At 59.1% G+C, this 26425-nt stretch carries 20 protein-coding genes; 7 read left to right on the forward strand and 13 right to left on the reverse strand.

The genetic code is table 11. The annotated features are described in order from the left end of the window. Positions 1–11 precede the first annotated feature (11 nt). Positions 12–1385 (forward strand): LLM class flavin-dependent oxidoreductase, encoded by a 1374-nt coding sequence (locus ASD54_RS17490; protein ID WP_062555881.1) that lies wholly within the window; start codon positions 12–14, stop codon positions 1383–1385. Between the two features lie 7 nt (positions 1386–1392). Further along, positions 1393–2574, forward strand: coding sequence for an MFS transporter (locus ASD54_RS17495; RefSeq protein WP_062555882.1), 1182 nt, complete (start codon positions 1393–1395; stop codon positions 2572–2574). Here ASD54_RS17495 and ASD54_RS17500 read toward each other — a convergent pair. The 4 genes from ASD54_RS17500 to ASD54_RS17515 all read right to left on the reverse strand — a co-directional run bounded on the left by ASD54_RS17500 (position 2558) and on the right by ASD54_RS17515 (position 5850). Further along, on the reverse strand, positions 2558–3370 hold the full coding sequence (locus ASD54_RS17500; RefSeq protein WP_062555883.1) for an ABC transporter permease subunit: 813 nt from the start codon (positions 3368–3370) through the stop codon (positions 2558–2560). The genes ASD54_RS17495 and ASD54_RS17500 overlap by 17 nt on opposite strands. Beyond that, positions 3367–4098 carry an ABC transporter permease subunit gene (locus tag ASD54_RS17505; protein ID WP_062555884.1) on the reverse strand — a complete coding sequence of 244 codons (732 nt, stop codon included), beginning with the start codon at positions 4096–4098 and terminating at the stop codon, positions 3367–3369. The genes ASD54_RS17500 and ASD54_RS17505 overlap by 4 nt, the downstream gene beginning before the upstream one ends. 108 nt (positions 4099–4206) lie before the next feature. Then, the gene (locus ASD54_RS17510) at positions 4207–4989 is read right to left on the reverse strand and encodes a transporter substrate-binding domain-containing protein (RefSeq protein WP_062555885.1); all 783 of its coding nucleotides are present in this window, start codon (positions 4987–4989) and stop codon (positions 4207–4209) included. An 87-nt stretch (positions 4990–5076) separates the two neighbouring features. Next, positions 5077–5850: an ATP-binding cassette domain-containing protein gene (locus ASD54_RS17515; RefSeq protein WP_062555989.1), complete on the reverse strand. Its 774-nt coding sequence runs from the start codon at positions 5848–5850 to the stop codon at positions 5077–5079. Positions 5851–6134: 284 nt separating this feature from the next. Between ASD54_RS17515 and ASD54_RS17520 the strand changes: the two genes are divergently transcribed. The 3 genes from ASD54_RS17520 (at position 6135) to ASD54_RS17530 (ending at position 11589) form a co-directional block, all read left to right on the forward strand. Further along, a complete protein-coding gene (locus tag ASD54_RS17520) occupies positions 6135–7340 on the forward strand; it encodes a pyridoxal phosphate-dependent aminotransferase (protein WP_062555990.1) in 1206 nt (401 codons plus the stop codon). A gap of 198 nt (positions 7341–7538) precedes the next feature. Further along, positions 7539–9293, forward strand: a complete 1755-nt coding sequence (locus ASD54_RS17525) for an ABC transporter ATP-binding protein/permease (RefSeq protein ID WP_062555886.1) — start codon at positions 7539–7541, stop codon at positions 9291–9293. A 106-nt stretch (positions 9294–9399) separates the two neighbouring features. Next, complete coding sequence (locus tag ASD54_RS17530; RefSeq protein WP_062555887.1) at positions 9400–11589, forward strand: EAL domain-containing protein; 2190 nt, start codon at positions 9400–9402, stop codon at positions 11587–11589. A 21-nt stretch (positions 11590–11610) separates the two neighbouring features. On the opposite strand, the gene ASD54_RS17535 is transcribed toward ASD54_RS17530, so the two are convergent. Next, the gene (locus ASD54_RS17535) at positions 11611–13524 is read right to left on the reverse strand and encodes a PAS domain-containing sensor histidine kinase (protein ID WP_062555888.1); all 1914 of its coding nucleotides are present in this window, start codon (positions 13522–13524) and stop codon (positions 11611–11613) included. A gap of 25 nt (positions 13525–13549) precedes the next feature. Beyond that, positions 13550–14302, reverse strand: coding sequence for a helix-turn-helix domain-containing protein (locus tag ASD54_RS17540; RefSeq protein WP_062555889.1), 753 nt, complete (start codon positions 14300–14302; stop codon positions 13550–13552). Between the two features lie 128 nt (positions 14303–14430). Here ASD54_RS17540 and ASD54_RS17545 point away from each other — a divergent pair, with 128 nt between their 5' ends. After that, positions 14431–15165, forward strand: a complete 735-nt coding sequence (locus tag ASD54_RS17545; RefSeq protein WP_062555890.1) for a response regulator — start codon at positions 14431–14433, stop codon at positions 15163–15165. 13 nt (positions 15166–15178) lie between these two features. On the opposite strand, the gene ASD54_RS17550 is transcribed toward ASD54_RS17545, so the two are convergent. From ASD54_RS17550 to ASD54_RS17565, 4 genes are all read right to left on the reverse strand, one after another. Beyond that, positions 15179–15622, reverse strand: coding sequence for a hypothetical protein (locus ASD54_RS17550; RefSeq protein WP_156379269.1), 444 nt, complete (start codon positions 15620–15622; stop codon positions 15179–15181). Between the two features lie 60 nt (positions 15623–15682). Beyond that, positions 15683–17473: an adenine deaminase C-terminal domain-containing protein gene (locus ASD54_RS17555; RefSeq protein WP_062555892.1), complete on the reverse strand. Its 1791-nt coding sequence runs from the start codon at positions 17471–17473 to the stop codon at positions 15683–15685. Next, positions 17470–18393, reverse strand: a complete 924-nt coding sequence (locus ASD54_RS17560) for a nucleoside hydrolase (protein WP_062555893.1) — start codon at positions 18391–18393, stop codon at positions 17470–17472. Before ASD54_RS17560 ends, ASD54_RS17555 begins: the two co-directional genes overlap by 4 nt. A 256-nt stretch (positions 18394–18649) precedes the next feature. Next, complete coding sequence (locus tag ASD54_RS17565; protein WP_062555894.1) at positions 18650–19678, reverse strand: LacI family DNA-binding transcriptional regulator; 1029 nt, start codon at positions 19676–19678, stop codon at positions 18650–18652. Positions 19679–20385: 707 nt separating this feature from the next. On the opposite strand from ASD54_RS17565, the gene cysG reads away from it, so the two are divergent. Next, a complete protein-coding gene (gene cysG, locus ASD54_RS17570; protein WP_062555991.1) occupies positions 20386–21900 on the forward strand; it encodes a siroheme synthase CysG in 1515 nt (504 codons plus the stop codon). A 22-nt stretch (positions 21901–21922) separates the two neighbouring features. On the opposite strand, the gene malQ is transcribed toward cysG, so the two are convergent. The 3 genes from malQ to ASD54_RS17585 form a co-directional block, all read right to left on the reverse strand. Then, positions 21923–23779: a 4-alpha-glucanotransferase gene (gene malQ / locus ASD54_RS17575; protein WP_062555895.1), complete on the reverse strand. Its 1857-nt coding sequence runs from the start codon at positions 23777–23779 to the stop codon at positions 21923–21925. Further along, the gene (gene treZ, locus ASD54_RS17580) at positions 23772–25538 is read right to left on the reverse strand and encodes a malto-oligosyltrehalose trehalohydrolase (RefSeq protein WP_062555896.1); all 1767 of its coding nucleotides are present in this window, start codon (positions 25536–25538) and stop codon (positions 23772–23774) included. The genes malQ and treZ overlap by 8 nt, the downstream gene beginning before the upstream one ends. 78 nt (positions 25539–25616) lie before the next feature. Continuing rightward, positions 25617–26366 carry a hypothetical protein gene (locus ASD54_RS17585; protein ID WP_062555897.1) on the reverse strand — a complete coding sequence of 250 codons (750 nt, stop codon included), beginning with the start codon at positions 26364–26366 and terminating at the stop codon, positions 25617–25619. Positions 26367–26425: the final 59 nt, after the last annotated feature.

Genomic DNA, 26425 nt, shown 5'->3' on the forward strand with positions numbered 1-26425 from the left:
CAGAGGGAACCATGGCAGATCGAACGAAACAGGAAATTCGCTTCAACGCGTTCGATATGAACTGTGTCGGGCATATCCAGCAAGGTCTTTGGGCGCATCCGCGCGATCAGTCGCATCGCTTCAACGAGATCTCCTACTGGATGGACTATGCCCGACGGCTGGAGGAAGGGCTGTTCGACGGGATCTTCCTGGCCGATGTGGTGGGCGTCAACGATGTCTACGGTGGCAATGCCGATGCTGCCCTCAAAGGGGCCGCGCAGGTGCCGGTCAACGATCCGCTTCTGTTGGTGCCAGCCATGGCGGCGGTGACGAAGCATCTGGCCTTTGGCGTCACGGCGAACCTCACCTATGATGCGCCGTTCCTGTTTGCGCGCCGCATGTCCACGCTCGATCACCTCACGGGCGGGCGGATCGGCTGGAACATCGTGACCGGCTATCTCGATAGCGCTGCGAAAGCCATCGGGCTGGACCAGCAGGCCGCCCATGACGACCGTTACGATCTGGCGGATGAATACATGCAGGTGGTCTATCGCCTGTGGGAAGAAAGCTGGGCGGATAATGCCGTGCGCTTCGACCGTGAGAACCATCTATACGCCGATCCGGCAAAGGTTCGTGCCATCCGGCATGAGGGGAAGCAGTACCGCCTTAACGCCATGCATCTTTCCAGCCCCTCGCCGCAGCGCACGCCAGTTCTCTATCAGGCGGGCTCTTCCACGCGCGGACGACAGTTCGCCGCGACCCATGCGGAATGCGTTTTCGTCAACGGCCAGAAGATGGAAGGCGTTCGCGCCATCGTCGATGACATCAGGGCAAAGGCCGTTGAACTGGGCCGCTCCGCCAGCGACATCAAGGTCTTCATGGGGGCCACCATCGTCACCGGCAGAACAGCGAAGGAAGCGCAAGAGAAATTCGAGGAGTATCGTCGCTATGTGAGTTCGGAGGCCGCCCTTGTGCATGCCAGCGCCTCATTGGGCATCGATTTCGCGAAATATGATCTCGACGAACCGATCGAAACCGGCAAGAGCAATGCCATTGTCTCGAACGTTGAAGCGGTCAGCCGCAGCGCCGGACCGCAATGGACCAAGCGCAAGCTGCTGGAGCAGATGGTGCTGGGAAGCCGCCAACCGCCCATGGTCGGCTCTGCGGAAGAGATTGCCGATCAGCTGATGGCGTGGAGCCAACAGGCAGGCATTGATGGCTTCAACCTGTCGCGCACCGTGGTGCCGGAGTGCTTCGACGACATCATAGCCTATGTCATCCCGATCCTGCAGGAGCGTGGTGTCTACAAGACCGGATATCGCGAAGGCACGCTGCGCGAAAAGCTGTTCGGAAACGCTCGGCTACCCGAAAGCCACACGGCAGCCTCCTTCCGTCAAAGAGATTGAAACGCAGATGGCGCAGGAAAATCGCTGGCGCTTCCTTGGATGGGTATGTCTTGCGGTCGTCCTGTCCCTGTCGAGCTGGTTTTCGGCAACGGCCATTGCACCGGAGATGAGCGCAGCTCTCGCCTTCCCGGAAGGCTCCTCGGCGTGGCTGACCAATGGCGTACAGATCGGCTTCGTGACTGGCGCGCTTCTGTCCAGCCTCGTCAATTTGCCGGATATCGTGCGGATGAACCGTCTGGCCGCCGCATCCGCCGCACTGGCGGGGCTGGCCAATGCCGCATTGCTGCTGGAACCGGGCTTTGCTGGCGCGATAGCCTGCCGGTTCCTCACCGGATTTGCGCTTGCCGGGGTCTATCCGCCCGCCATGAAACTGGCTGCAACATGGTTTCAGCAGGGCCGAGGCCTTGCATTAGGGTTCGTGATCGCAGCGCTGACAGCAGGCTCCTCCCTGCCGCATCTGTTCCGTGGCCTCACATCGGGGTTGAACTGGCAGCTGGTGGTCCTTTTCTCCTCGCTATCGGCCTGCGTGGCCACCGCGATCTTCCTTTTCAGGATAGAAGAAGGCCAATACCCCTTTGCCCGGGCCATCTTTGACCCGCGCCAGATTGGCCAGATCATCCGCAATCGCGACTTGATGCTCGTGAACGCCGGTTATCTCGGCCATATGTGGGAGCTTTATGCCCTTTGGGCCTGGCTGCTGGCTTTTCTCAAGGCGGCACCGGCAGGTTTTTCCACTGGTCCGGCGGGTGCCGGATCACTGGCAACCTTTGCAGCTCTGTCTGTAGGCGTCATCGGCTGCATTGCAGGCGGGCTTCTATCCGACAGGTTCGGGCGTGCCAGAACGACGGCCGGCTTTATGCTGGCTTCTGGCGCTTGTGCGCTTCTGGTCGGCTTCCTGTTCAACGGCCCCTTCTGGCTGCTGATGATCGTCGTGCTGATCTGGGGGATAACAGTCATCGGCGACAGTGCCCAGTTTTCGGCAGCGGCCACGGAAGTATCCGAGCGGCACCTTGTCGGCACCGCCCTGTCCTTCCAGATGGGTATCGGCTTTGCCCTGACCGTAGTCAGCATCTGGCTGATGCCAAAGCTCGCTTCGCTCCTTGGAAGCTGGCAATGGTGTTTTGCCTTCCTTGCGCCAGGCCCCTTCCTCGGAGCCTGGGCGATGTTGAAGATCAAACCCCGCGGTTAGGGATACGCTTCTCCAGCTGCCGGAATGAGAAAACAAGAATGCCGGTCAGGATGAGATAGATGGCGGCCAGCAGCAAAAGCGGCTCGTAGGTCAGGAACGTATCCTGCCGCACCTTGGAAATCACGGCGTAGACATCCACCACCGTCACGGTTGCCACCAGCGGCGTCGACTTCAGCTGGATCACGGTTTCGCCCGTCAGCGTCGGCAGCGTACGCTGGATTGCGCGCGGGAGCCAGATGCGGCGGAACATGGTGAAACGCCCCATGCCATAGGCCTTGGCAGCTTCCAGCTCCCCTTTCGGCACACCCGCAAAGGCGCCACGCATGACCTCGCCTTCATAGGCCGCAAAGGAGATGGTCAAGGCGGCAAAGCCGTAGGGCCATGCCTGACGCAGATAAGGCCAGAGGAAGGACTGACGAATTTCCGGATACTGCGCAAACAGCGAACCGAGGCCGTAATACAATAGCCAGAGCTGAAGCAGAAGCGGCGTACCACGGATCAGCGTACAGAACCCTCGCGCAAGCCAGGCCAGCGGCTTTGGTCCCGTTACTTGCACGAGCCCCAGAGGCACGGCGAGGATGAACCCGGCAATCGCTGTCGAAAACAGCATGACGATGGTTTCCCAGATGCCCCAGAGCAGACGCGTCTGGTATTTGGGAATCCAGTCCCAGCGCATGAACCAGGCCATGGAAAGCAGGATGATCGCAAAAAGGACCATCAGGAAGATGCGATGCGGCTCGAAAAGGCTGCGCGCCTTGGGAGCCTGATAAGCGGGGATAGCGGTTACCTCGCTCATGCGGCACCTTCCGGTCTCGCGAAACCGCGACGCGCCCGCTTTTCAATGATCCCGATGATGAGGTTGGAAACCAGGGTTACCATGAGATAGAGCGCACCCGCCGCAAGGAAGAAGGTGAGGAAGGCCTTGGTCGTGCCAGCCGCCTGCCGCGTCACGAGCGTCAATTCGGCAAAACCGACGACCGCCAGCAGCGCCGTATCCTTCGTAGCAATCAGCCAGAGGTTCGAAAGGCCCGGAATGGCATAGGGCAACATGGCCGGAAAGGTGATGCGACGAAGCGAAAGCAGAGGCGACATACCATAGGCACGCGCCGCCTCCAGCTGACCCGGAGGCACCGCAAGAATCGCACCGCGCAGGACTTCGGTGGAATAGGCGCCCTGTACCACGCCAATCACGAAAATCCCCGCCGTCAGCCCGCTGATGTCGACCGCGGGAAGCCCGAGAAGTTGCATCAACTGGTTCACCGCATCGGTGCCGGCATAATACAGGATCAGGATCAGCACGAGTTCAGGTACGCCGCGCACAACGGTCGTGTAAACCTCGAGAAGGTCGCGCAGAATGGGGCCGCCCCAGAGCTTTCCCGCCGCGCCGCCGATACCGATCAGAAGCCCGAGCAGATAGCCACCGATGGCCACCTGCAGGGACATCAAAAGGCCCATGAGCAGCACGCCACCCCAGCCGGGGGAAGATAAGGACAAAAGGCTCAAGTCAAAACTTGTTGCGCCCATGGGAGAAGACTTTCAGGGCTAGATTATTGAAACAGTACGTTTCAATCCAGAATAAGCAAACAGCCGGGTTCCTTCAACTGAAAGAACCCGGCCACAAAGAAGATCTGCTTACTTGCCGTAGATGTTGAAGTCGAAATACTTCTTCGAAATCGTGTCGTAGGTGCCGTTCGTACGGATGGCCTTGATGGCTGCGTTGAACTTGTCCTTCATGGCCGTATCTTCCTTGCGAAGACCAACGCCGACACCCGAGCCAAGGATAGCCGGATCGTCCTTGACGTTACCCTTCAGCTCGCAGCAGGCCTTGCCGGCATCTGTCTTCAGGAAGGCGTCGAGCGTGATCAGGTCGGCTTGGATCGCATCGAGGCGACCGGCTGCGAGGTCCGCATTGGCCTCGTCCTGCGTCTGGTATTCCTTGATCTCGGAAACTGCCTTGCCGAAATACTTCTGGGCATATTCGGCATGGATGGTCGAAACCTGAACGCCGATGATCTTGCCCTTGAGGCCTTCAGCCGTCGGCTCGAACTTCACGCCCTTCGGACCGATGACGGCGGTCGGCGTGTTGTAATATTTATCGGAGAAATCGATCATCTTCTTGCGCTCGTCGGTGATCGACATCGAGCTCATGATGGCGTCGATCTTCTTCGAGGTGAGCGCAGGAATGAGGCCATCGAAGGCGAGCGGCGTCAGAACACACTTCAGCTTGGCTTCGGCGCACAGCGCATCCATGATTTCAATTTCCCAGCCAACCCACTTGCCGCTGGCATCCGGCGAGCTGAATGGCGGGTACGGACCGGAATCGACGCCAACCTTGACCTCCTGCGCGGAGGCCGAGGCAAAGGCTGCCGCTGTCATGCAGAGCGCGAGGGCAGTGGTGCGAACGAAGTTTTTCATGATTTCCCCTTTCGAGATTTTTCTGGTTTTGCTTTTACGCATGTCCGGACGGAAAACCGCAATGACACTTTTCGTGGAAATGCTTGCTCAGTGAATGGAGCTGATGAACTTCTTCAGCCGCTCCGATTGAGGGTTGTCGAAGATAGCCTCTGGCGGGCCTTGCTCCTCGATAACGCCGCCATGCAGATAGATGACGTGACTTGCCACCTGTCGCGCAAATTTCATTTCGTGGGTTACCAGGATCATCGTGCGGTTCTCCCTGGCGAGATCGCCGATCACGGAAAGCACCTCGCCAACCAGCTCAGGATCGAGCGCCGAGGTCGGCTCGTCAAACAGCATCACCAGCGGCTGGATGGCCAGCGCACGGGCAATGGCAGCACGCTGTTGCTGGCCGCCGGACAGAAATGCCGGATAGGCATCGCGCTTTTCGTAAAGTCCCACGCGACGAAGCAGGGTCTCTGCAACGGCAATCGCCTGATCCTTCGGCTGACCGAGTACATGCACCGGGACCTCGATGACGTTCTGCAGGACTGTCATATGCTGCCAGAGGTTGAAGCTCTGGAACACCATGCCGAGCTTGGTACGGATGCGCTGGATCTGGCGGCGATTGGCCGGCATCAGCCCGCCATGACCGTCCTGCTTCATCTCGATCGTTTCGCCGTGGATGGTCACGCTGCCGGCTGTCGGCAGCTCCAGCATGTTGATGCATCTGAGAAAGGTCGATTTGCCTGATCCGCTCCCACCGATCAGGGCAATCACATCCCCTTGGCTGGCAGAGAGGGAAACCCCCTTCAAAACCTCCAGCGGGCCGAAACGCTTGTACAGATCGCGAACTTCAATGGCTTGCGCCTTGTCCGTCATGTTACCTTCACCGTCGGCATTTATCTGCCGATCAACCTTGTCCATTTTCCCCCAGCATTTCTTCTTGTGAGGCAGTGCTGGCGCTGCAAATAAGCACTGACTTTTGCACTTGTTCGAAAATTACTCAAGCACTTAAAAGTCTCGCTCCCGGCTCGCAAGCGAGTATCCAGAACTTTGCTGGGTGTGTTCCCCGTATCCGGGACGCAACAGTTTGCATGGGTGCATTGCCGTGGCAGGAGGATCGGGTTAAACGGCCTCACATCGATTTCAACGGAGGGTTTTCCGTGCGCTATGCATCCATAACCGATCGTCTTGCGGATCTCGGCTCAGGCCGCTGGGCTCTGCACGCCACGGCCAGACGCATGAAGGCGGAGGGGCAGCCCATCATTGAGCTCACCATTGGTGAACCCGATCTGCCGCCGCACGAAGATCTGCTCGCCGAATGCTCGCGAGCCATGTATGCAGGCCGCACCCGCTATTCGAACGGACGCGGCGAGCCTGCCGTTCTGAAAGCCCTGATTGCGAAATATTCGAAGCGGCGACCCGGTGTCAGCGAAAAGAACTTCCTCTGCTTTCCGGGCACACAATCGGCACTTTACGCGGTCATGATGGGACTGGCAGAAGCTGGTGATGGAGTTCTGGTCGGCGACCCGCTCTATGCGACCTATGAAGGCGTAATCGCCTCCACGGGTGCGCATCTCATCCCTGTTCCCCTGCGGCCTGAGCACCGCTTCCACATGCAGGCTGAGGATCTGGAGCGCGCAGTCACGCCGGAAGCCCGCGTCCTTCTTCTCAACACGCCGCACAACCCGACCGGTGCCGTCCTCACCGGACAGGAAATCGCGGCCATAGGCGCAATCTGCAAGAAGCACGACCTCTGGATCGTGTGCGACGAGGTTTATGAACAGCTGATTTTCGGCGATGCTTTTGCCTCTCCCTTCGACATGCCGGAGTTGGCAGAGCGTACCATCGTCGTCTCTTCGATTTCCAAATCCCACGCAGCGCCGGGCTTCCGCAGCGGCTGGGCAGCGGGACCGGAAGAGTTCTGCGAGAAACTTCTGCCGGTATCGGAAACCATGCTGTTTGGCGTGCAGCCCTTCATCTCTGACATGACTGCACTGGCGCTCTCCCGCCCCTTCGAGACGGCAGGCATCATGCGCGACAATTACAGCCGCCGTGCCGCAATCGTTCAGAAGACGCTGGCCGGCAGCAACCTCCTGAAGCCCATGATGCCGGAAGGCGGCATGTTTGTGGTGGTGGATGTTACCGCCACCGGTCTTGGAGGCGCCGACTATGCCTGGGAGCTGTTGCGCAAGGAGCAGGTGGCAGTCATGCCAGGCTCTTCCTTCGGCCATCAGGCGGCAGGGTTCATCCGGATTTCACTCACCGTTCCGGATGACGTGCTGGAAGAAGCGGTCCGCCGCATGGCAAGCCTTGCCGGACGGCTGGCCGCCATGCCCGCCGAAGAACGGGCGCATCTGGGCGCCTGACCATCTGTGACCTTCGCTACGGTTCAGGCGGCATTGATGTGACCGGAACATCCCTCTGTTGCGGTCATTTTCTCGCTCGCCTTGCATATTGGGTAACCCTGACGGATTTGAGGTCCGTCAGCGGCAAGCTTGGTGATTTAGAATTAACACTTAGCCCCCGATAACAGGCGCAGCAGAAGCCTCTGCCCGGACCGCGTAATGGCAAGTATCGAGACGAAAACATCGCAGATAGACCCGGATACGGGTTACCCGCCCTTCACATTTGGCGGCCAATTGAGAATGATGGCCGGCGCATTCTGGTCGTCTCAAGTCAGAAACAAGGTGCTTTTGCTGATCGTTGGACTTCTGACGATCATTCTGACCACTGTCTATGCGCAATACCGTCTGAATTACTGGAACACGCCGTTCTACAATGCGCTTGAGCAACGTGATCTCGACGGTTTTTTCGAGCAATTGAAGGTCTTCTTCATCATCGCCGGTTCTTTGCTTGTGCTGAACGTCATCCAGGCCTGGCTGAACCAGATGACGGCACTGTTCATGCGCGAAGGATTGACGCGAGACCTCGTCGATCAATGGATGCATCCGCGAAGGGCCCTGAGACTGGCAAGCCTCGGCAAGATCGGGGTCAACCCGGATCAGCGGCTTCATGAGGATGCGCGCAATCTCGCGGAACTGACGACGACGCTTGCCATCGGGCTGGTCAACGCCACCATCCTTCTGGCCAGTTTCATCGGTGTCCTCTGGGTGCTTTCGGCCGATTTCGCCTTCACCTTCAACGGTCGGCAGATCGCCATTCCAGGCTATATGGTCTGGGCAGCTCTACTCTATGCGGGCTCTGCATCAATGCTCAGCAACTATGTTGGCCGCAAGCTGCCGACACTGAACACGCAGCGCTACTCCCAGGAAGCCGAGCTGCGCTTCACCATGATGCGGACCAACGAAAACATGCTGGCGATTACGCTGACCAATGGCGAAGACAGCGAGCGGCGGCGGATCCAGCAGGCCATCAGCGAGGTTCTCGCCATCATCCGGCGGCTGGCCTTTGCCTATACCAATCTGACGTGGGTGTCTGCCGGGTTCGGCTGGCTCACCACCATCGCACCGATCCTGATTGCGGCACCGGTCTATTTCAGTGGCGGCCTTTCCTTTGGCGGTCTGATGATGGCGGTCGGTGCGTTCAACCAGGTCAACACGGCGCTGCGCTGGTATATCGATAACTTCCGTCCGATTGCCGACTGGAAAGCCGCTCTCTATCGCGTTTCGGTGTTTCGAAGGGCGTTGATCGATCTCGACAACGAGCATGCAGAACCGGAAACATTGACTGTTGAAGAGGATGAGGCGGAGCAACTGACCCTGAAGGATCTGCTCCTGTCGCCAAGACCCAACAGCTCCGGTGGTGACCGTGGGCTGCGGCTCGACGGAGAATATGTGATCTTGCCCGGTGAACGGATCATGGTGAACGGCGATCCGCGAGCCAACCGCCGCCTCTTGTTCCAGGCGATTGCCGGGCTGTGGCCCTGGGGCAAGGGAACGATCCGCCTGCCGAAATCCGGCTCGATGCTCCTGGTCCCGCAGAAGGGGTTCTTCCCGGACGCAACTCTGGAGGAAGTTCTCACCTACCCGATGCCGGTCGCCACCTACACGCCGGACGCGATGGGCAATGCACTTGAAGCAGTCGGCCTCCACCGATTGACGGAAAAGTTGTCGGCTCGCGAAAGATGGGAGCGTGTCCTGCAGGAAGATGATCAGATGCGCCTTCGCATCGCAAATGCTCTGCTGGTCAAGCCGCGATGGATTGTTCTTGATGATGCGTTCGAGGCACTGGAAACGGAAACCCAGTCCGAACTCCTTGCAATCCTGAATACAATGTCGGAGGCGGCAATCATCTATGTCGGACGGTCAGAGACATTTCTGCCAAGTTCAACACGACTGATACATCTTCAGCCCTACTAGAACTGCATGCAAAATGACGCAAAACCGGCACAATTGATAAATGCGTTATGTGTTTCATAAGGTTTCAACTGATAAACTAGCACCCATAGATTGAGTTGAGGGCGTTATGCCGGGCAAGCAACATGGACACGGGCGGTCACGTCTGCGCAGGGAACTGATCGAAGAGTTCCGGCTGGGCGATTCGAGCCCTGATCTGTTTTCCCGCTCCCTGTGCGACTTCATTGCGAACTTCTGCAGTGCTCCGATCGCCTACATTTCCTTGATCGATGACAAGACGCAGATCATCCAGGCAAGCGTCGGCGCAGACCTGAAAAAGATGCCGCGCGAGGACAGCATCTGCAATCTGACAGTCGAAGGAGGCAGCCCTCTCGTCATCCTCGACACCGAGACCGATGACAGGGTGAAGGATCTTCCGATCGTGACGGGTGATCCCTCTATACGCTTTTATGCCGGCGCTCCGTTGAAAACCTTCAGCGGCGAGACGATGGGCGCGCTCTGTATTGCCGACACCCGGGCGAGAACGGAATTTTCAACGTCGGATTATGAGCGTCTGCAACAGGCTGCGCGCCTGTTGATGAACCACTATGAAGAGCGCCGCGAGGGTTTTCCGGGCCAGACCGCTGCAAGCTTCATCAATGCGACCGAACTCTCCATGATCTCCGTGGATCGTCAGGGCCGTATCCAGTTCGTCAACAACAGTCTGCTCAAATTGTTGGGCTATGAGCGTGGGCAGTTGATCGGCAGAGACGTCGAAATCATCATTCCCATGCGGTTTCGTGCCTCCCATCATCAGAGTTTTGAACAACTGTCCGACAAGAAAGGTCCACTTCTTGATGGCAAGACGGTGGAGGTGTTCGCACGGCGGAGCGACGGAAGCGAGATTCCGATCGAAATTACGCTTTCGGCATGGAACGATGCAGCCGGCATGGGGATCGGCGCCATTATCAACGACATTTCGGAACGGAGGGAACGCGACAAGCGTCTCCTGCGCCTTGCGAACCAGGATCCAGTCACCGGTTTCAATACCCGTCACCGCTTCGAGGAACTGATCGATCAGCATTGCCAGACACATGTTGCGGGTACACTTTTACTGATCGAACTGGACGGCCTGAAGGAAACGGGAGACCGGCTCGGCCAGGACATCTTTGATACGCTGCTCCAGAATATCGCCGTGCGCCTGCCGCGCGTTCTGGCCAAGGAAAGTGTTATTGCAAGGCTTGGCGAGGAACAGATTGGTCTGCTCGTTCAATCGGCTCAGACCTTTGAAGAAGCGCACGTTCTGGCCCAGGCAGTCATGGAGGAGATGGTTCTCCCCTTTGATCTGGGGTCCATGAAGCTGAAGCTCGGAGCCGCGCTCGGTTATGCCTTGCGCCAGGATACGGCAAATGCCCGTGAGTGGATGGCGAATGCGGATTTTGCATTGGCGCATGCGCGAAAGACAGGCGGCAACAGCGCCATCGCATATGAGGGCCATGTTGAGCAGACATCGCAGCAGCGCCGTGTGGCTCGAGACGAGCTGCTGGAAGCGCTGCGCAAGCAGCAATTCGTGTTGCACTACCAGCCGCAGGTACTCCTGGAAACCGGCGAACTCTCAGGCATCGAAGCGCTGATCCGCTGGCAGCATCCCGAAAAAGGTCTGTTGATGCCCGGGCACTTCTTGCCAGCCCTGGAGCAGAGCGCCCTCAGTCTCGATGTTGGCGCGTGGGTCATGAACGAAGCGATCCGTCAACTGGGTACCTGGGTCGCCAAGGGATTGCCACCGATCAAGATGGGCATGAACCTGTTTCCGTCGCAAATGCGCGGAAGCGATCTTCCGGCACAGGTCAGCCGTCTTTCGCGTGAGCATGGCGTGGATCCTCGCTGGCTGGAGCTGGAAATCACGGAAACCGCCACGCTGGAGGATGAAGGCAGAGCCTACGAACTGATCAGTGAGTTGCGTGAACTGGGCATCGGCATCGCGTTCGACGATTTCGGCACCGGCTATGCCTCGCTCGGCTCTCTCCAGCGCTATCCGATCACAACGCTGAAGATCGACCGTGGCTTTGTGCGCGATCTTTTGACACGCCAGAGAGATTCGGCAATCACACGCGCGCTCATCATGCTGAGCCACGATCTGGGTCTGAAGACGATTGCGGAAGGCGTCGAAACGCTGGATCAGCAGATTGCCCTGCGCTTGATGGGCTGCGATTACGGCCAGGGCTATCTCTACGGAAAAGCCCTTCCCGCGGCAGATATCGAGGCCATGCTTGCCTCACGCGCCAAGCCGCCAGCCAAGCAGGCCCGCCGAAAGACCTGACAGCCCCCCAGACGGAAAACTTCAGTCCAGCAGGGCGCGAAGCTGCACGGCAAGTTCGCGCGCAGTATAGGGCTTTTTCAGCCAGCTTTCGTCAGCCGCAAGTTCTTTTCCAGCCACCTCCGGCTCGGCATAGCCCGATGTAAAGAGAATGCGGATGTCGGGCCATCGCTCACGCACATGTTCCGCCAGCTGATCTCCCGACATTCCGGGCATCGAAATATCGGTGAAGACGAGAGCGATATCGTCGTGCTTTTCCAGTACGTCGAGTGCTTCGACACCGTTTGATGCTTCATGGACCTTGTAGCCCATGCTTTCGAGCCGGGCCACGGCAACGCGACGAACACGCGGATCATCCTCGACCGCCAGAATGACCTCGTCGCCGCCGGGATAGTCAATGACTGGCGCGGATATGTCTTCCGCATGGCCGGATGCAGCGGCTCCTTGCACGGCAGGCAAAAACAACCGGATGCTGGTTCCCTGACCCGGCTCGCTGTAGATCTGGATATGTCCGCCAGACTGCCGGACGAAACCGTAGACCATGCTGAGACCAAGCCCTGTACCAGCCCCCATGGTCTTGGTCGTAAAGAATGGCTCAAAGGCGCGCTGTTTGACTTCATCCGTCATGCCCATCCCGGTATCGGTGACCGACACCAGTACATAATCGCCCGCCCGAAGCTGCGGGTACATTTGCGCATAGTCAAAATCCAGATGGCTGCGGCTCACCTCGATGGTCAGCAGTCCGCCACCCGGCATGGCGTCACGGGCATTGAGAGTGAGGTTCAAAAGCGCGTTCTGAAGCTGTGGTCCGTCAACCAGCGCCTCGTTTTCCCCGGCCCGGATAACCGTGCGCAATTCCACTTGGTCCCCGATGGTGCGGCGGATCAGTTCCGAGAAGCTGGAAATCATCTGCCCCAGATCGGTCAGGCGCGGATTGAGCGGCTGGCGGCGGCCGAATGCAAGCAGTTGTCCTGTCAACTTTGCCCCGTCATCGGTCGCGCCCTGCGCTTCTCGCAGCAGAACCTGCGCCTTGGGATCGCGCACCCGCATTTCCAGCATTTCCAGATTGCCGCTGATGATGGTGAGCAGGTTGTTGAAGTCATGCGCCAGACCACCCGTCAGCTGGCCGATGGCCTCCATCTTCTGGGATTGCCGCAGTTCCTCCTCGATCTTGTGCCTGCTCGTGAGGTCGCGGATGAAGCCGGTAAAGATGCGCTTGCCACTGGAAATCGCCTCACCGACCGCCAGTTCCATCGGGAAGGTGGATCCGTCCTTGCGCAGCCCCTTCACCACTCGACCCAGGCCGATGATGCGGCGCTGTCCGGTCCGCAGATAGTTGCGGATATAATTGTCATGATTGTCGCGGTCGGGCGTCGGCATCAACATGCGCACGTTGCGGCCTTCGACCTCATGCGCTTCGTAGCCGAAAAGATCTTCCGCGGTCGTGCTGAAGGAGGTGATGGTACCCACCTCGTCGATGACCACCATGGCTTCCGGCACGGTCTGGAGGATCGAGCGGAAATGCGCTTCTCGCGCCGCGAGGTTTTCCTGGATCGTGGCGGCTGCGCGAAAATCCTCGTTGAACTGCAGGAGGAGATCCGTGCCGTCCTCATCGCGTCCGAACGGTATCCAGCGGCTGAGCACCGAAATCGTATGGCCGTCCTTGTGACGATATTCGAGATTGGATTTCCACGATCCGTCCGCTCGGATCGAAGACGCGATATCCTCAAGCGAAACACCGGGCTTCGGTGATAGAAGCTCGGTGACATGCAGGCCGATGACCTCGTCGCGTGTCCATCCGAAGAGCGCAGCACTTCCCGTGCTCCAGTCGCTGATCACGCCTTGCGCGGTATGAACGATGAGATTGACCGGATCGAGCAGCGACAACAAACCCGCACTGTTAACCGCGCCGGTGTCGGGGGTTCGAAACTCTGCCATGCTTGACTGTCAACCTTTCGTCCAATCAGTGGGGCCATACCGCCTGCCGGGTTTTGACGGCACGATCCCCCAAGTCCTCATAACTATCGCCATCACCGCACAGCGCAAGAAGTTTTCCCGGCTTGGTGACGTCGAAAGCATGGCGACCGTTCGGCGTGATGATGCCGCGCTGGATAAGCTTGGTGACGGTACGTGATACCGTTTCGATGGTCAGCCCGAGATAATCGGCCATGTCCTGACGGCTCATGGCCAGTTCAACGGTCCTTGGCATCTGGGTCTGCCCGGACTGGCGCTGACCGAGCATCATCAGGAAGCTGCAGAGACGTTCCTCGGCACTCTTTCGCGAGAGAAGCACCATCTGGTCCTGAGCTGCCGCCATCTCATCGCACATCAGCGCAAAAAGCTGCGGACGAAGCTCTGGCGAATTCTCGATCGCATCCTGAAACGCCTTTCGTGTCAGGCGACGAACCTTGACCGGCGTGACCGCTTCCGCGCTGTAGAGGTAGACATTCTTGAGCGACAGACCCACCATGTCGCCAGCGTACAGGAAGCCGGTAATGACGCGGCGCCCGTCGGCAATGATCTTGAAGATGCGCAATACGCCTTCCGTGATTTCGAAAATGTGCTGCGCGCGGTCGCCTTCCCAGAACAGGCCTTCGCCCACATCCAGCGTCTCGCGCGGGGAAGTAGAAAACAGCTCTTCCATCGTTGCCAGTTGCGGCTTCATGGTTGCCATGGCCGCAATCGTCGCCTGTGTGGTGGAAGCTGTCGAAAACATGATCTATCCCTCTGTCTTGATGACCTCAATATGTCGGGCGGCGGTGACAGAAGGATGCCTGTCATGTTACGGTTGGTGAAATCGTGTAACAGTTTGTAACAGCATAAAATACCAGTCAGGTCAGCGGGATGGCGATGGTGGAGAAGCGTGCGGAACGGATTCTCATCGTGGATGATGATCCGCGTATCCGTCAGATGGTAACGCGCTATTTCGAAGACGAAGGCTTCGTGGTCCATGGCGCCGCAGACGGCAACGGCATGCGCAAGGCGCTTGCCGACCACACTATCGATCTCATTCTGCTCGATCTGGTGCTACCGCAGAGCGAGGACGGGCTGGCGCTGGCGCGGGAAGTCAGGGCAGGCTCCGATGTGCCGATCGTGATGCTGACAGGCCGCGATGACGTACTGGACCGGATCATCGGACTTGAGGTCGGCGCCGATGACTATATTCCCAAGCCCTTCCATCTTCGCGAAGTGCTTGCGCGGGTACGAAGCATCCTGCGAAGGCGCAAACCGGCGGAACCTGCACAGAGCCACGCGGACCCAGGCCAGACACTTGAATTTGACGGATGGCGGCTGGAAATCCACCGCCGACGCCTTCTCAATCCGGACCAGCAGGAAATCGAGCTGACGACCGGTGAGTTTGACATGCTGACCGTCATGATCCGCAATGCAGGCCGCGTGCTGACGCGTGAAATGCTGATGGATCAGACGCGCGGTCGGCAATTCGATGCCTATGATCGGGCTATCGACGCCCAGATTGCGCGCTTACGCAAGAAGATCGAGCCCAACCCGGCGCAGCCCACCTTCATTCGTTCGGTTCGTGGCGTCGGTTACATCTTCACCGGTGAGAACAACGGCTGAGACCGATGGCCGTTCAGGCTGCGGCAGTCTCCCGCAACACACTGCCGGTCTTGTAGGCCAGCGCGACAAGACCATCATGCATTGCCCGGCGAACGCCCTCTTCGTCGACGACGGTCGCAATCACCTGCACCGGGACGTCCAAAACCGGTCCTTCTTCGGTCTGCATCACCCGGGTCATGCACAGAGCCTTCAGATAACCTCGTCCATTGGCACAAACGATCAGCCGCTCGTTACGGTCAGGCTGGTCATGACCTTTGATAATGGTTTCGCAAAACTGTCGCCATTGCGACAGATCCGTTGCAATCCGGCCAGCCGTGGCAAGCGGAAACGCGCGATCGATTTCCGGGATCGTCATGTCGGCAACTTGATAGGCAAGATCCATGATCATTCCTTCGAGGGGCATTACCCCCTTCGTCTCGACGCGCGACCCATCACTGGCGCGCTTGTCCTTGATCATGAGATAGCCTGCGACAATCAGATATGCTTTGCGCAGAATCAACTGCGACAAATTTGCAGGTCAAAAAATCTGAAGGATCGGGGAAGGCAGGAGACGCCCGGTCTCAACATCGGCGATACCGAGATCCGTCTGGTGCGGACCTGCGTTACACGCGAGCGTCGCACCAAAGCAGGCTTTAAAGACCAGATAAGGCGGTTGCCAGTCGACAATTCCATCCATGGCCTGCCGGACTGCGGAAAACTGCGCAGCAACCTCGCCGAGATGAGCCTGCGACACAAGTCCGCCCAGCGGAAGCGGAAGCAGCGCCTGCACGATGCCGTCCGAAACAACCGCCAGGCCGCCACCGGCATCGATGACAGCATTGGCCGCAACCGCCATATCGACAGGATTGCGCCCGAAAACTGTCAGATTGTGACTATCGTGAGAGACGGTGGACGCAAAGGCGCCCCGCCAATCCCCCCAGCCGGTGAGGAAGCCCGTTTGTACGATCGGCTCGGCCAATCCATGACGATGGATGACCGAGATCAGCGTCGTTCCCTCGGGCGGGACAACGTGAGCATCGACGACGTCGGCGATCGCTTCTCCCCACTGCGTGAAGCGCGGACGATCGATCGTGGCAATTTTCACCTGCCGCGCATTGGGACTGTCGACTGCAACTCGGAAATCATCCGGCGACAGGTGGCAAAGCTTGACAGTCCCCTGCAGAATTTCGCTCGATGCCTCGAGAGCGGGCTGAAGCAGCGCACCTCCGGCCGCCACTTCGCGCCCGGAAACGAAAACACGACGCGCTTCGAAGCTCTCAAGGTCCTCGAACAGCACGAGATCGGCACGGCGACCCGGTGCAATCAGGCCAAGATCCTGCCGTTCGAGCCGGCGTGCAGCATTGATTGTCGCAGCCTGCAGCGCCCATTCCGGTCTCATGCCATAGCGGACCAGCCGTCGGACGACATCGTCCAGTCCACCGCCCTTGTGAAGGTCATCGGGAAAGACGTCGTCGGTACACAGCGTCACCGTTTGCGGCAAATGCCCCAGCCGGTTGAGCGCGGCAACGAATTCCGGCAGCAGATGATCGTGGCTTCCCCGTAGCTCGATCGTCAAACCGGCGCGCAGCTTTTCCAGGAGGTCATCGGCGGAAACGAGTTCGTGGTCGGACGAAACGCCTGCCGTGACGAATGCCTGAAGATCGGGTCCGGACAGCCCACGCGCATGGCCGCAGACAAGCTTGCGCGTCGTAAGGCCAGCCTGGACGATGCCCTCCATACGGGCATTGCCTTCGATGATGCCGCGCATGTTCATCATTTCGGCGATACCGGCAATCTCCTGCCGGGCGAGCAGATCCTCCAGCACGGTCGCGTCGAAATCGGCACCTGCCCGCTCCAGTCCCGGCGCGGATGGCACGGACGATGGCGCAAGCAGCATGACACGAAGCGGAAGATCGATCACCGCATCGGCCGCCCAGTTCACACCGGCTATTCCCACGACATTACCGAACTCATGCGGGTCCCAGACCACTGTGGTCACGCCCCGTGGCACGACGGCCTGGGCATAGGCAGCGGGTGTCACCATCGAGCTTTCGATATGCATATGCGTGTCGATCAGGCCCGGAGCAATGAAGGTTCCAGTGGCATTGACAACGGAAGCGGCGTTTTCGAACCGACCCGGTTCATGGACACTTGCGATCAGGGGACCGACAAGCCCGACATCGCCTAGCCGTCTCTCGCCGGTAATGACGTCGAGAACCGTACCGCCTTTCAGGAGACAGTCGAAGGGCACCTCTCCACGCGCAGCCTGCACCGCCCTGCGACGCAGTTCCGGCAGGTTGAGATCCATCAGTTCAAAGGGGCGGGTCATCGGCTGGCTTCGACTTTCAGAACTTGCAAGATGAGATCGCGCGCGGCATCGACATCGATGTCTTGCGCAAAAAAGGCGTTGAAGGGTGACCGGCCGGTGCGGGACTCGATCACGGTCCTGCCACGGGTGTGGGTGCCGGAAAGCTCTACGTCAAGGCGAGCCGCTCGCCAGGACACGAGCTCCGGCCGCGTGAAGGCAACGGCTGCAACGGCATCGTAAAGCGACATGGCGCTACGCCCGCGGCTGATGGCGATATTGATGAAGCCTTCCAGAAGATCGGCAAGCAGTCTCGCGTTCTTGCCACCCGCATGGCGGATGGAAGGAACGTCGGAGGGACCGGCCAGCACCTTTCGGCAAAGGTCAAGATCCACCATCCGGACCGGCACATTCTGGGCAAGCAGGATGGCAAGCGCCTCAGGATCGGCCAGTGCGTTGAATTCTGCAGAAGCGGTATGGTTGCCGGTTGTCAGTCCTCCGCCCATCCAGACAAGCTCGCCGATGCGACACGCCAGTTCGGGTCGGGCAAGAACGAGTGCAGCCAGATTGGTCAGTGGACCAAGCGCGAGAATGCGTCGGTCTTCGCCCGATTGAAGATAGCCGGACAAGGCATCGAAAGCGGAGGACGTGTCATCGAGGGTCAACTCCATCGGCAGATGCAGCCCCGTTGACGGCATGCCTCCGGTTCCGAGAATGCTCTGTGCCGTTTCAAGAACGCTCAGAACAGGCAGTGCCCGACCGCGATGAATGGGAAAGCGCCAGTCAAAAACATAAGCGGCGCCAGCGGCATTCTTTTCCACCTGCGCAAGCGGTGCGTTGCCGAAAACCAGCGACACGCCATCGATGACCTCCGTGCTGTGACAAACGACCAGCAAGGCAACGATGTCGTCGAAACCCATGTCGGTGTCGATCCACACGCCCATCAAGCCGCTCCCGGCAGGGATGGGCGTGGCTGCGACCCAAAAAGGCCGCGCACGATGACACGGAAAAGACCTGATGCCGTGTGCATCGCGCGCGACGACCGGGCAAACTCCGCCGCTTCCGGAGTAGGACCGGCAATGAGGAACAGGTCGCGAACCTGACCAGCTTTGAATCGGGGGATGCTGAATGCTAGAAACGTACTACAAATCACAACCAAGGCCAAAATACGACCGTGCCGGCCGGAAGTGACAGATCCGCTCATGATGTCACCTCGAAATGTCGTGCCTTGCCGGAGGATGCCCGGATGAGAAGTTCCATGGCAACGCGATCGGGACTTGCCTTCACGGTTCCGCTTTGTGTTCGCTCGGCCTGCTCCGGCCGTTCGATCGACTTTACAAGCGCTTCAACCACGATACGTCCGATTTCGGCCATGTCGGCCCGCATCGTCGTCAGACCCGGCGTGATGGCCGACGACCAGATCAGGTCGTCGAAGCCCGTGACGCTGACGCGGTCCGGAACACTCAAACCCGCACCCTGAAGTTCGGTCAGCACTCGCAGCGCGGTCAGGTCGGACAGTGTTGCGACGGCAGTTACGCCACGCGCAACGTAACTAGCGAGCCCAAGAGAGCCAACGGCTCCGTCCTGCTCGGCAAGATCCTCCGTGAAGATCAATTCGACCCGCGCCTGTTCACCCAATCCCTGCTTCAGTCCCTCGATCCGATCCGCCTGCACAATCGAGCGCGAGCTCATCGCGACGATCAGCACATGCCGGTGACCGAGTTCCGCCAGATAGGCGCCCATCTTCACACCGCCGTCATGATGATCGGCAGAGACGGTATTGCCGGGCGTGGATGGGGAATCGATCATGGCGAGCGGCCGTCCGATATCGGTTACCCGGGTTCCACGTCTGGGAATCACCAGCATGCCGTCCACGCCGCGCTCGAGGAGCCGATTGATCGCTTCCGACTGTCCTTCCGTGCTGCCGCGTGCATCGCCGATCAGGACGCCGTAGCCGCAGGTCGATGCGGCCTGCTCGATAGCCTGAGCGATCTGCGGAAACAGCGGATTGGAAATGTCCGGAAGAACCAGCCCCAATACGCCGCTGCGACCTGTCCTGAGCGCCCGCCCGGCGCTGCTGGGCACATAACCGATCTCACGGGCCCTGTCGCGAATGCGTTGCGCAAGGTCCGGCGAAATCCTTCCCTTGCCCGACAACGCATTCGACACCGTCGCCACGGAGACGTTGAACGTTTCGGCCAGCAGAGTGAGTTTGGGCTTGGGCTTCATACCGCACCGGATTAGGTTAATCGTTTAATCGGATAATAAGGATTGCTAAAACTGTCCAGCCCCTCGTGACAGAGACTTCCATTCTTCCTAAAGCCGTCAGGGTGCTGGACGCAATCGGCTTCTCAACCACAGTCGGTTCAAAACACTTGCTTAGAGCGGGGTTCGATCTGATTGGACCAATTCTGTTGGCCAAAACCGGTTCGTTCCACGAGGAGAAGGGCGCGTGGCGTAGCCTTAAGCTACGCCCAAGCCCTTCGACAAAGTGGACGGCCGGTTTCGGCCAACCCTCCCGCCGGATTGCCTTGCAATCCGGCAAGCATTTGAAGTGCCGGACACGCTTGTCGCTTTGCCTCGGCAAAGCGGCGTGGCCGGTGGGCGACATGTATTTTCGCCACTATCGGCGGCTTTCGCCTCGGACGTATATCCAGATATGCCCTTCGGCAAAATCCTTGATCCTGACGAAAATCCATTGTCGCAGAATGATTCAATCAGGTCGAACCCCGCTCTAAGGCGGTGGTCGGGTTGCGGACTATGAAAAACGGCGGATGATTAAGAATGATCGGTTCGGTTTTCCATGAATGGCAAGCTTTTTGCAGGATTATTCCTTGCCGGGACGTGGCTTCCTCTGGCAGGAATTTGCGAAGATCAAGACGTGCCGGACACTCGTTGCACCGAGAAACGAGAGAAATGCCCGCAGGAGACCTGAAATGAGCGCACTGCATCCTTTGCAAAACGATAGCCGCCGGGGCGCGCCTGCCCGGATGGAGCCGCTTGCAAAATTGCCAGTCTTCCTGGACCTGACCGACAGACGGGTTGTCTTGGCGGGCGGCTCAGAGGGTGCAGCCTGGAAGGCCGAGCTTCTGGTAGCCTGCGGCGCTTTCGTCGATCTCTATTGTCCAGCCGATGAGCTTTCAGACACGTTTCGACAACTGCTGGCGAACGACGCAGCGTCGCAGCAGCCTCGGTTGACCCATCATGACAGGCCATGGTCGATCACCTCCTTCGTGGGAGCGGCGATCGCGCTTGGCGACTGCGAAACGGATGAGGACGCGAAGGCGTTCTACTGCGCGGCCAAGGCGGCGCGTGTTCCGGTCAACGTCATCGATAAGCCTGCCTTCTGCGAGTTCCAGTTCGGCTCCATCGTCAACCGGTCTCCGGTCATCATCGGCATTTCGACCGATGGCGCGGCGCCCATTCTGGGTCAGGCGATCCGTCGCCGCATCGAGACCCTGCTTCCGCCGACGCTGAAAAGCTGGGCGGAAATCGCGCAGTCCATTCGCGGCGCGATCAACGAGCGGCTGAACCCTGGAACCGAGCGCCGCACCTTCTGGGAACGCTTCGTAGACCGCGTGTTCCGTGAAAAGCCTGCTGAAAATATAGGCGATACGCTCGTTCGTGAAGCGGAGGCTATTGCACGTGCAAGCGAAACAGAGACCGGCACTGGCAAGGTGACCCTGGTTGGCGCAGGCCCTGGCGATGCGGAGCTTCTGACATTGAAGGCGGTGCGCGCACTTCAATCGGCGGATGTCATCCTGTTCGACGATCTCGTGTCATCTGATGTGCTGGAACTGGCAAGGCGCGAAGCAAAGCGCATGCTGGTCGGCAAACGCGGTGGCCGTGAAAGCTGCAAGCAGGAAGACATCAACGCCACGATGGTTGCCCTCGCCAAATCCGGCAAGCGCGTCGTGCGCCTCAAATCTGGCGACCCGATGATCTTCGGGCGTGCGGGCGAAGAAATCGAAAGCCTGGAACGGGAAAACATTCCGGTCGAGATCGTTCCCGGCATCACCTCCGCCACGGCCATGGCGGCGCGTCTCGGCGTGTCCCTGACGCATCGCGATCATGCGCAGTCTGTGCGTTTCGTGACCGGTCATTCGCGGAAAGGCGAATTGCCCACAGATCTCGACTGGTCAAAGCTGGCGGACCCGTCCGTGACCACGATTTTCTATATGGGCGGACGTACAGCAAAAGCCATTACGGATAAACTGACAGGCTTCGGCATGAGCCCGTCGACACCAGCCGTCATCCTTAGTTCGATTGCGCGTGACGACGAACAGCGCTGGGTGGGAATGCTGTCCGATATGCCACAGGCCATGGGCGAAATTGGCTATCACAACCCGGTCCTGATCGGCATTGGCGATGCATTCATCAAGGCGAAGCGCGCCGATGGTGAAAGGTCAGAGACCGACACCATTGCCACGTTTGGAACCATCACAGGGTAGCGCTGCCTGTCGACAGCTCTCCCTAGAATGACTTCGGCCTTACGCGTCTCAGTGCATCCGTCACATCCTGAACAAGCGGTAGCTCATCCAGGTCATACAGCGTAACCGACAGGCGGGTACGCCAGTTCGGATGGCTGGTGCTGGTGCCCGGAATATTGGTCGGTTGCGGCTCCTTCGTCAGGTCAGCGAGACGGACGGAGAAGAGCAGGCTCGGGCTTTGCGCCAGAAGCGTATGCAAATCGATGATGAACCGGTCCAGCTCTTGCGAATCTAGCTTCAACTCCTGCGGATCCGGCGCCTTGAAACCTGCGCTTTCCAGAAGTTCGCATATCTCGCGCCGTTCCTGCTTGCGCAGGTCCAGATCCTTCTGCGCCAGTGCCGCCGGGACCAGATCATGATCGATCCGGGCCTGAACATCCGCACCTTTCCACCAGCCTTCGAGTGTCTGGTGGTCATGGGTCGATACACAGGCGAGCGCGAGTTCAGGATAGTCTTCCGCTGGAATGAAACCGTCGTCATCCTTTTCGTAGGAAAAGATCCGGTAGGACAGGATATTGGCGTCCTGCAAATCCTCCTTCAGACCCTCGGGAAGATTTCCAAGATCCTCCCCGATGACGATGGACCGGTGCGCATGAGAGGCTTCCTGCAAAACCTTGATGAGATCTGCCTTGGGATAATCCACATAGGCTCCATCCGCGGGCGTTCCATCGAAGGGAACAAGAAACAACCGGCTGAGCGCTGCCGCATGATCGATGCGGATCGCCCCCGCATAGCGCATGGCTGAATCGATCATGGACCGATAGGGTGAAAGCTCGCCATCCGCGATCCGGTTGGGCAGATAGGCAGCCAGTCGCCAGTCCTGCCCTGTGATAGCCCAAGGGTCAGGCGGCCCCCCAACACTCGCGGAGGCGACATAAACGTCCCGCTCGCTCCAGGTTGCGGATCCATCAAGGGCTTCGCCGACTGCAAGATCAAGATAAAGGCCAATCCGAAGGCCTGCGTGACGGGCAGCCTGAGCCGCCTCCTCCAGCTGCAAATGCGCGATCCATTGCAGCCAGATGTAAAACTCCGTTTCCGACAGGCGAGACTGAGCAAACTCGCGAACCGCTGCGTTTTGCGGATCCTGAAGTTCCTCCGGCCAGTTGCGCCAGCCTGCTGAACCACCAGTGCGAACCTGCTCCGCGGAAATCACCTCGAAAAGCGCATGGAGGCGCAGGCTTTCACCACCCGCCAGCTCGAACTGCTCGAATTTTGATGCATCGAGCAGGCTGGTCTTTATGTTACCCCCGCGCCAGTCCTGCCAATAGCGACGCAGGACTGTCATCTTGAGGTCCGCAACCTTCCTGTAGTCCACAAGGTCAGCGGATCTCAGAGCGGCGATGGCATCTATATCCTCCTCGGATCCCGTCCATTCTTCAAGTCTGTCCACGGCAATATAAAGCGGATTGAGCCAGCGTTTGTTGGACGGCTCATAGGGACTGCAGCGGGCGGGATCTGCAAGGAACGGAGCATGGAGCGGGTTGAGGCCGACGAAATCGGCTCCCCAATCACCTGCCATAGCGCAAAGCTCTGACAGATCGGCAAAATCACCGATCCCCCAATTTCTGGGGGACTGCAGCTCGTAGAGCTGAACGGAAATGCCCCAGACCGGAGCATCCCTCAAGAAATCGGGCAGAAAGCACCCGCTTCCGTCCAGTTTTTCGGCTTCGATATCCACATTCAGCGCTGCGAGTAGCTTGCGCTTCGTCTCGTCGCTGACGGGCACCTCGGTCCCATCCGGCTCAGGCCGTGTGGGCGCAATACCATGACTTTGCGCCAGGGCATCAAGCGCTGGATCACTAGGTGCTGTCTTAGTGCGCGATTGCTTCTCGTCAGGCATCCGACACACTCCATACGACCGACCAGGGACCAGCCTTGCCGCCGGAAACGGCGCCGAACTGGAAGATCATGTCACCTTCCGGTTCGAACGAAACATCCTCGTCCGCAAGATTGGCCATCAGCGTCAATTGTCTGGCGCCAAAATCCCAGCGAACAAGGACCGCTGACCCATGGTTCTCGTAGGCGGCTGGGGCCGTGCTTCCGCTCGCCAGAAGTGGCACCACGATCCGATGACGGACATTGAGGATATTGCGATAGAAAGCCGTGATCTCGCGGGACACGGAAGAAGAGAGCTCCGTCCAATCGAGCTTCGCCATCTCGAAAGTGTCGCGGGCTGTCGGATCCGGCAGATCGTCTGCGTCGAAGCCGGGCAAGCGGGAGAGCTCTTCCCGTCTGCCTTTGCGCACCTTCTCGTTCAGCTCTTCGTTGAAGTCGCAGAAGAACGGAAACGGTTGTTTCGCGCCGAACTCTTCCCCCATGAACAGCATAGGCAGTTGCGGCGACAGGAGATAGCAAACGGCCAGAGCCTTCATTCTGTCAAGCGGTTGCGAGGCAATCATCCGGTCACCCAGCGCCCGATTGCCGATCTGGTCATGGTTCTGCATGAACGAAATGAAGGCGGTCGGCGGAAGGTGAGCGCTGGGCTTGCCCCTCGCCTCGCCCCGATATTCCATCATCTCACCCTGGTAGACGAAGCCCTCCGCCAGCGCTTTGCCAAGTTTTGCGGGATCATCCGCGAAGTCCTTGTAATAGCCGAAGGTCTCGCCGGTTCCGGCAATATGCAGAACGTGATGGATATCGTCATTCCACTGTGCGGTGAAATACATCGGCCGACCATCCGCATCCCGTTCCAGCAGATCGCTGTCATTGTTCTCGTTTTCGACCACGAGATGGACGTGGCGGTCGCCAGCCTCAGCCCTGACACGTCGCGCGAGAGCCTTGAGAAGATGCTCTTCACTGTCGTCCTTGATGGCATGGACCGCATCGAGCCGCAGCCCGTCGAAACGGAAATCCCGGACCCAATAGATGGCGTTCTCGATCATGAAGCTGCGTACAGCCTCGCTGTGCTCGGCATCGAAATTGATGCCATTGCCCCATGGCGTCTTGTGGTGATCGGTGAAAATGGGCGCGTAGGCGGGCAGGTAATTCCCGTCCGGCCCGAAGTGATTGTAGACGACATCGAGAAAGACGCAGAGCCCGCGCTCGTGCGCGGCGTCGATCAGCGCCATCAGATCGTCTGGCCGACCATAGCTGCTCTCAGGGGCATAGGGCATGACGCCATCATAACCCCAGCCATAACTCCCTGGAAAATCGGCAATCGGCATGATCTGCAGCGCGGTAATGCCAAGGCCTGCCAGATGGTCAAGCTTGTCGATGGCTGCCTTGAATGTACCTTCAGCCGTGAAAGCGCCGATATGCATTTCGTAGAAGACCAGTTCTTCGACCGGTCGCCCTTTCCACGAGCGGGCACGCCAGCGATAGGCCGAGTGGTCGATGACTTCACTCACGCCATGAACGTCATCCGGCTGAAAGCGCGATCCGGGATCCGGCACTTGCAGGCCATCCGGCAGGAGGAAAGCGTACCGCGTGCCAGCGCCCGCGCCCACCACGGTGCAGGAGAACCATCCATCCTTGACCGGCTCCATTTCGACAGGAGCATCGCCTTCGATAACGAGCTGCACGGTTTGCGATTGCGGCGACCAGAAGCGAAACTCGGTTTCGGTGGAACGGAGGATCGGACCGAATGTGAACTCTGTCAAAGCTATGACCTTTTGCGCGAGGGGAAGCCACGCGTTAACTCCCCTTGGGCGCAAAAGGTTTCCGCAGCGAGGACGGGATCAGGCAGTTTTCAGTTTGACTTCAAAAGACTGCCCGCCGAGCTTGGTTGTAAAGTGTGACGGCTTCTCGATCACAGGCGCACCGCTTAGCGTTCCTGTGGTCAGAACCTGCCCCCTTTTCAGGTGCCCGCCCATCGGCAGGCCCTCGTTGGCTGAGCGGACCACGCTTTTCAGAACGTCGCCGTCGGGATGAACCGCAGCGCCATCGAACAGCACCCGCCCTTCATTCTCCAGACGCAGATGGCCAAGATCGGCACCTTCGTCGAGAAGCGCGCGATCCAGCTCAGGACCGACCAGATAGCCGACATTGCTCATGCAGTCCGCCAGTAGCAGGCCGAGCGAACTGCCCGCCCCGCCCACATAACGGGTGCGCACCAGTTCGACACCGATATGCACGCTTTCGATCGCCTCCAGCACCTCGCCGCGGCTATAGCCCTCGGATCGAACCGGCAAATCTTGCCCCAGCACCAGCGCCAGCTCGATCTCGACCTTGATCTCGCTCTCGAAGCCTGACTCCGGCTGACGGGACACGAACAGCAGAGGCGCACCGATCAGAACGCCCTCGCGGATCGAAAACTTGTAGCCGCCGAGCTCGATCCCCAGGGCCGAGGTCACCGCACTTTGTACGGCATAAAACGCGCCAGCCTCCGGTTCGCTCAAACCATCCTTCTCGATCACTGAGCCGGAGCGCATCGCGTCTACGAGGCGGTCAACAAGCATGGAATGCGGCATGGTCTGCGTCTGGTTCATCACTATCCTCCCGAAACGTCCCATTGCTCGTCGCATGTCCACCCTCATCGGGCAATGCA

It is taken from the genome of Rhizobium sp. Root149 (genome assembly GCF_001427345.1).
GTDB classification, from domain to species: Bacteria; Pseudomonadota; Alphaproteobacteria; order Rhizobiales; family Rhizobiaceae; genus Neorhizobium; species Neorhizobium rhizoryzae.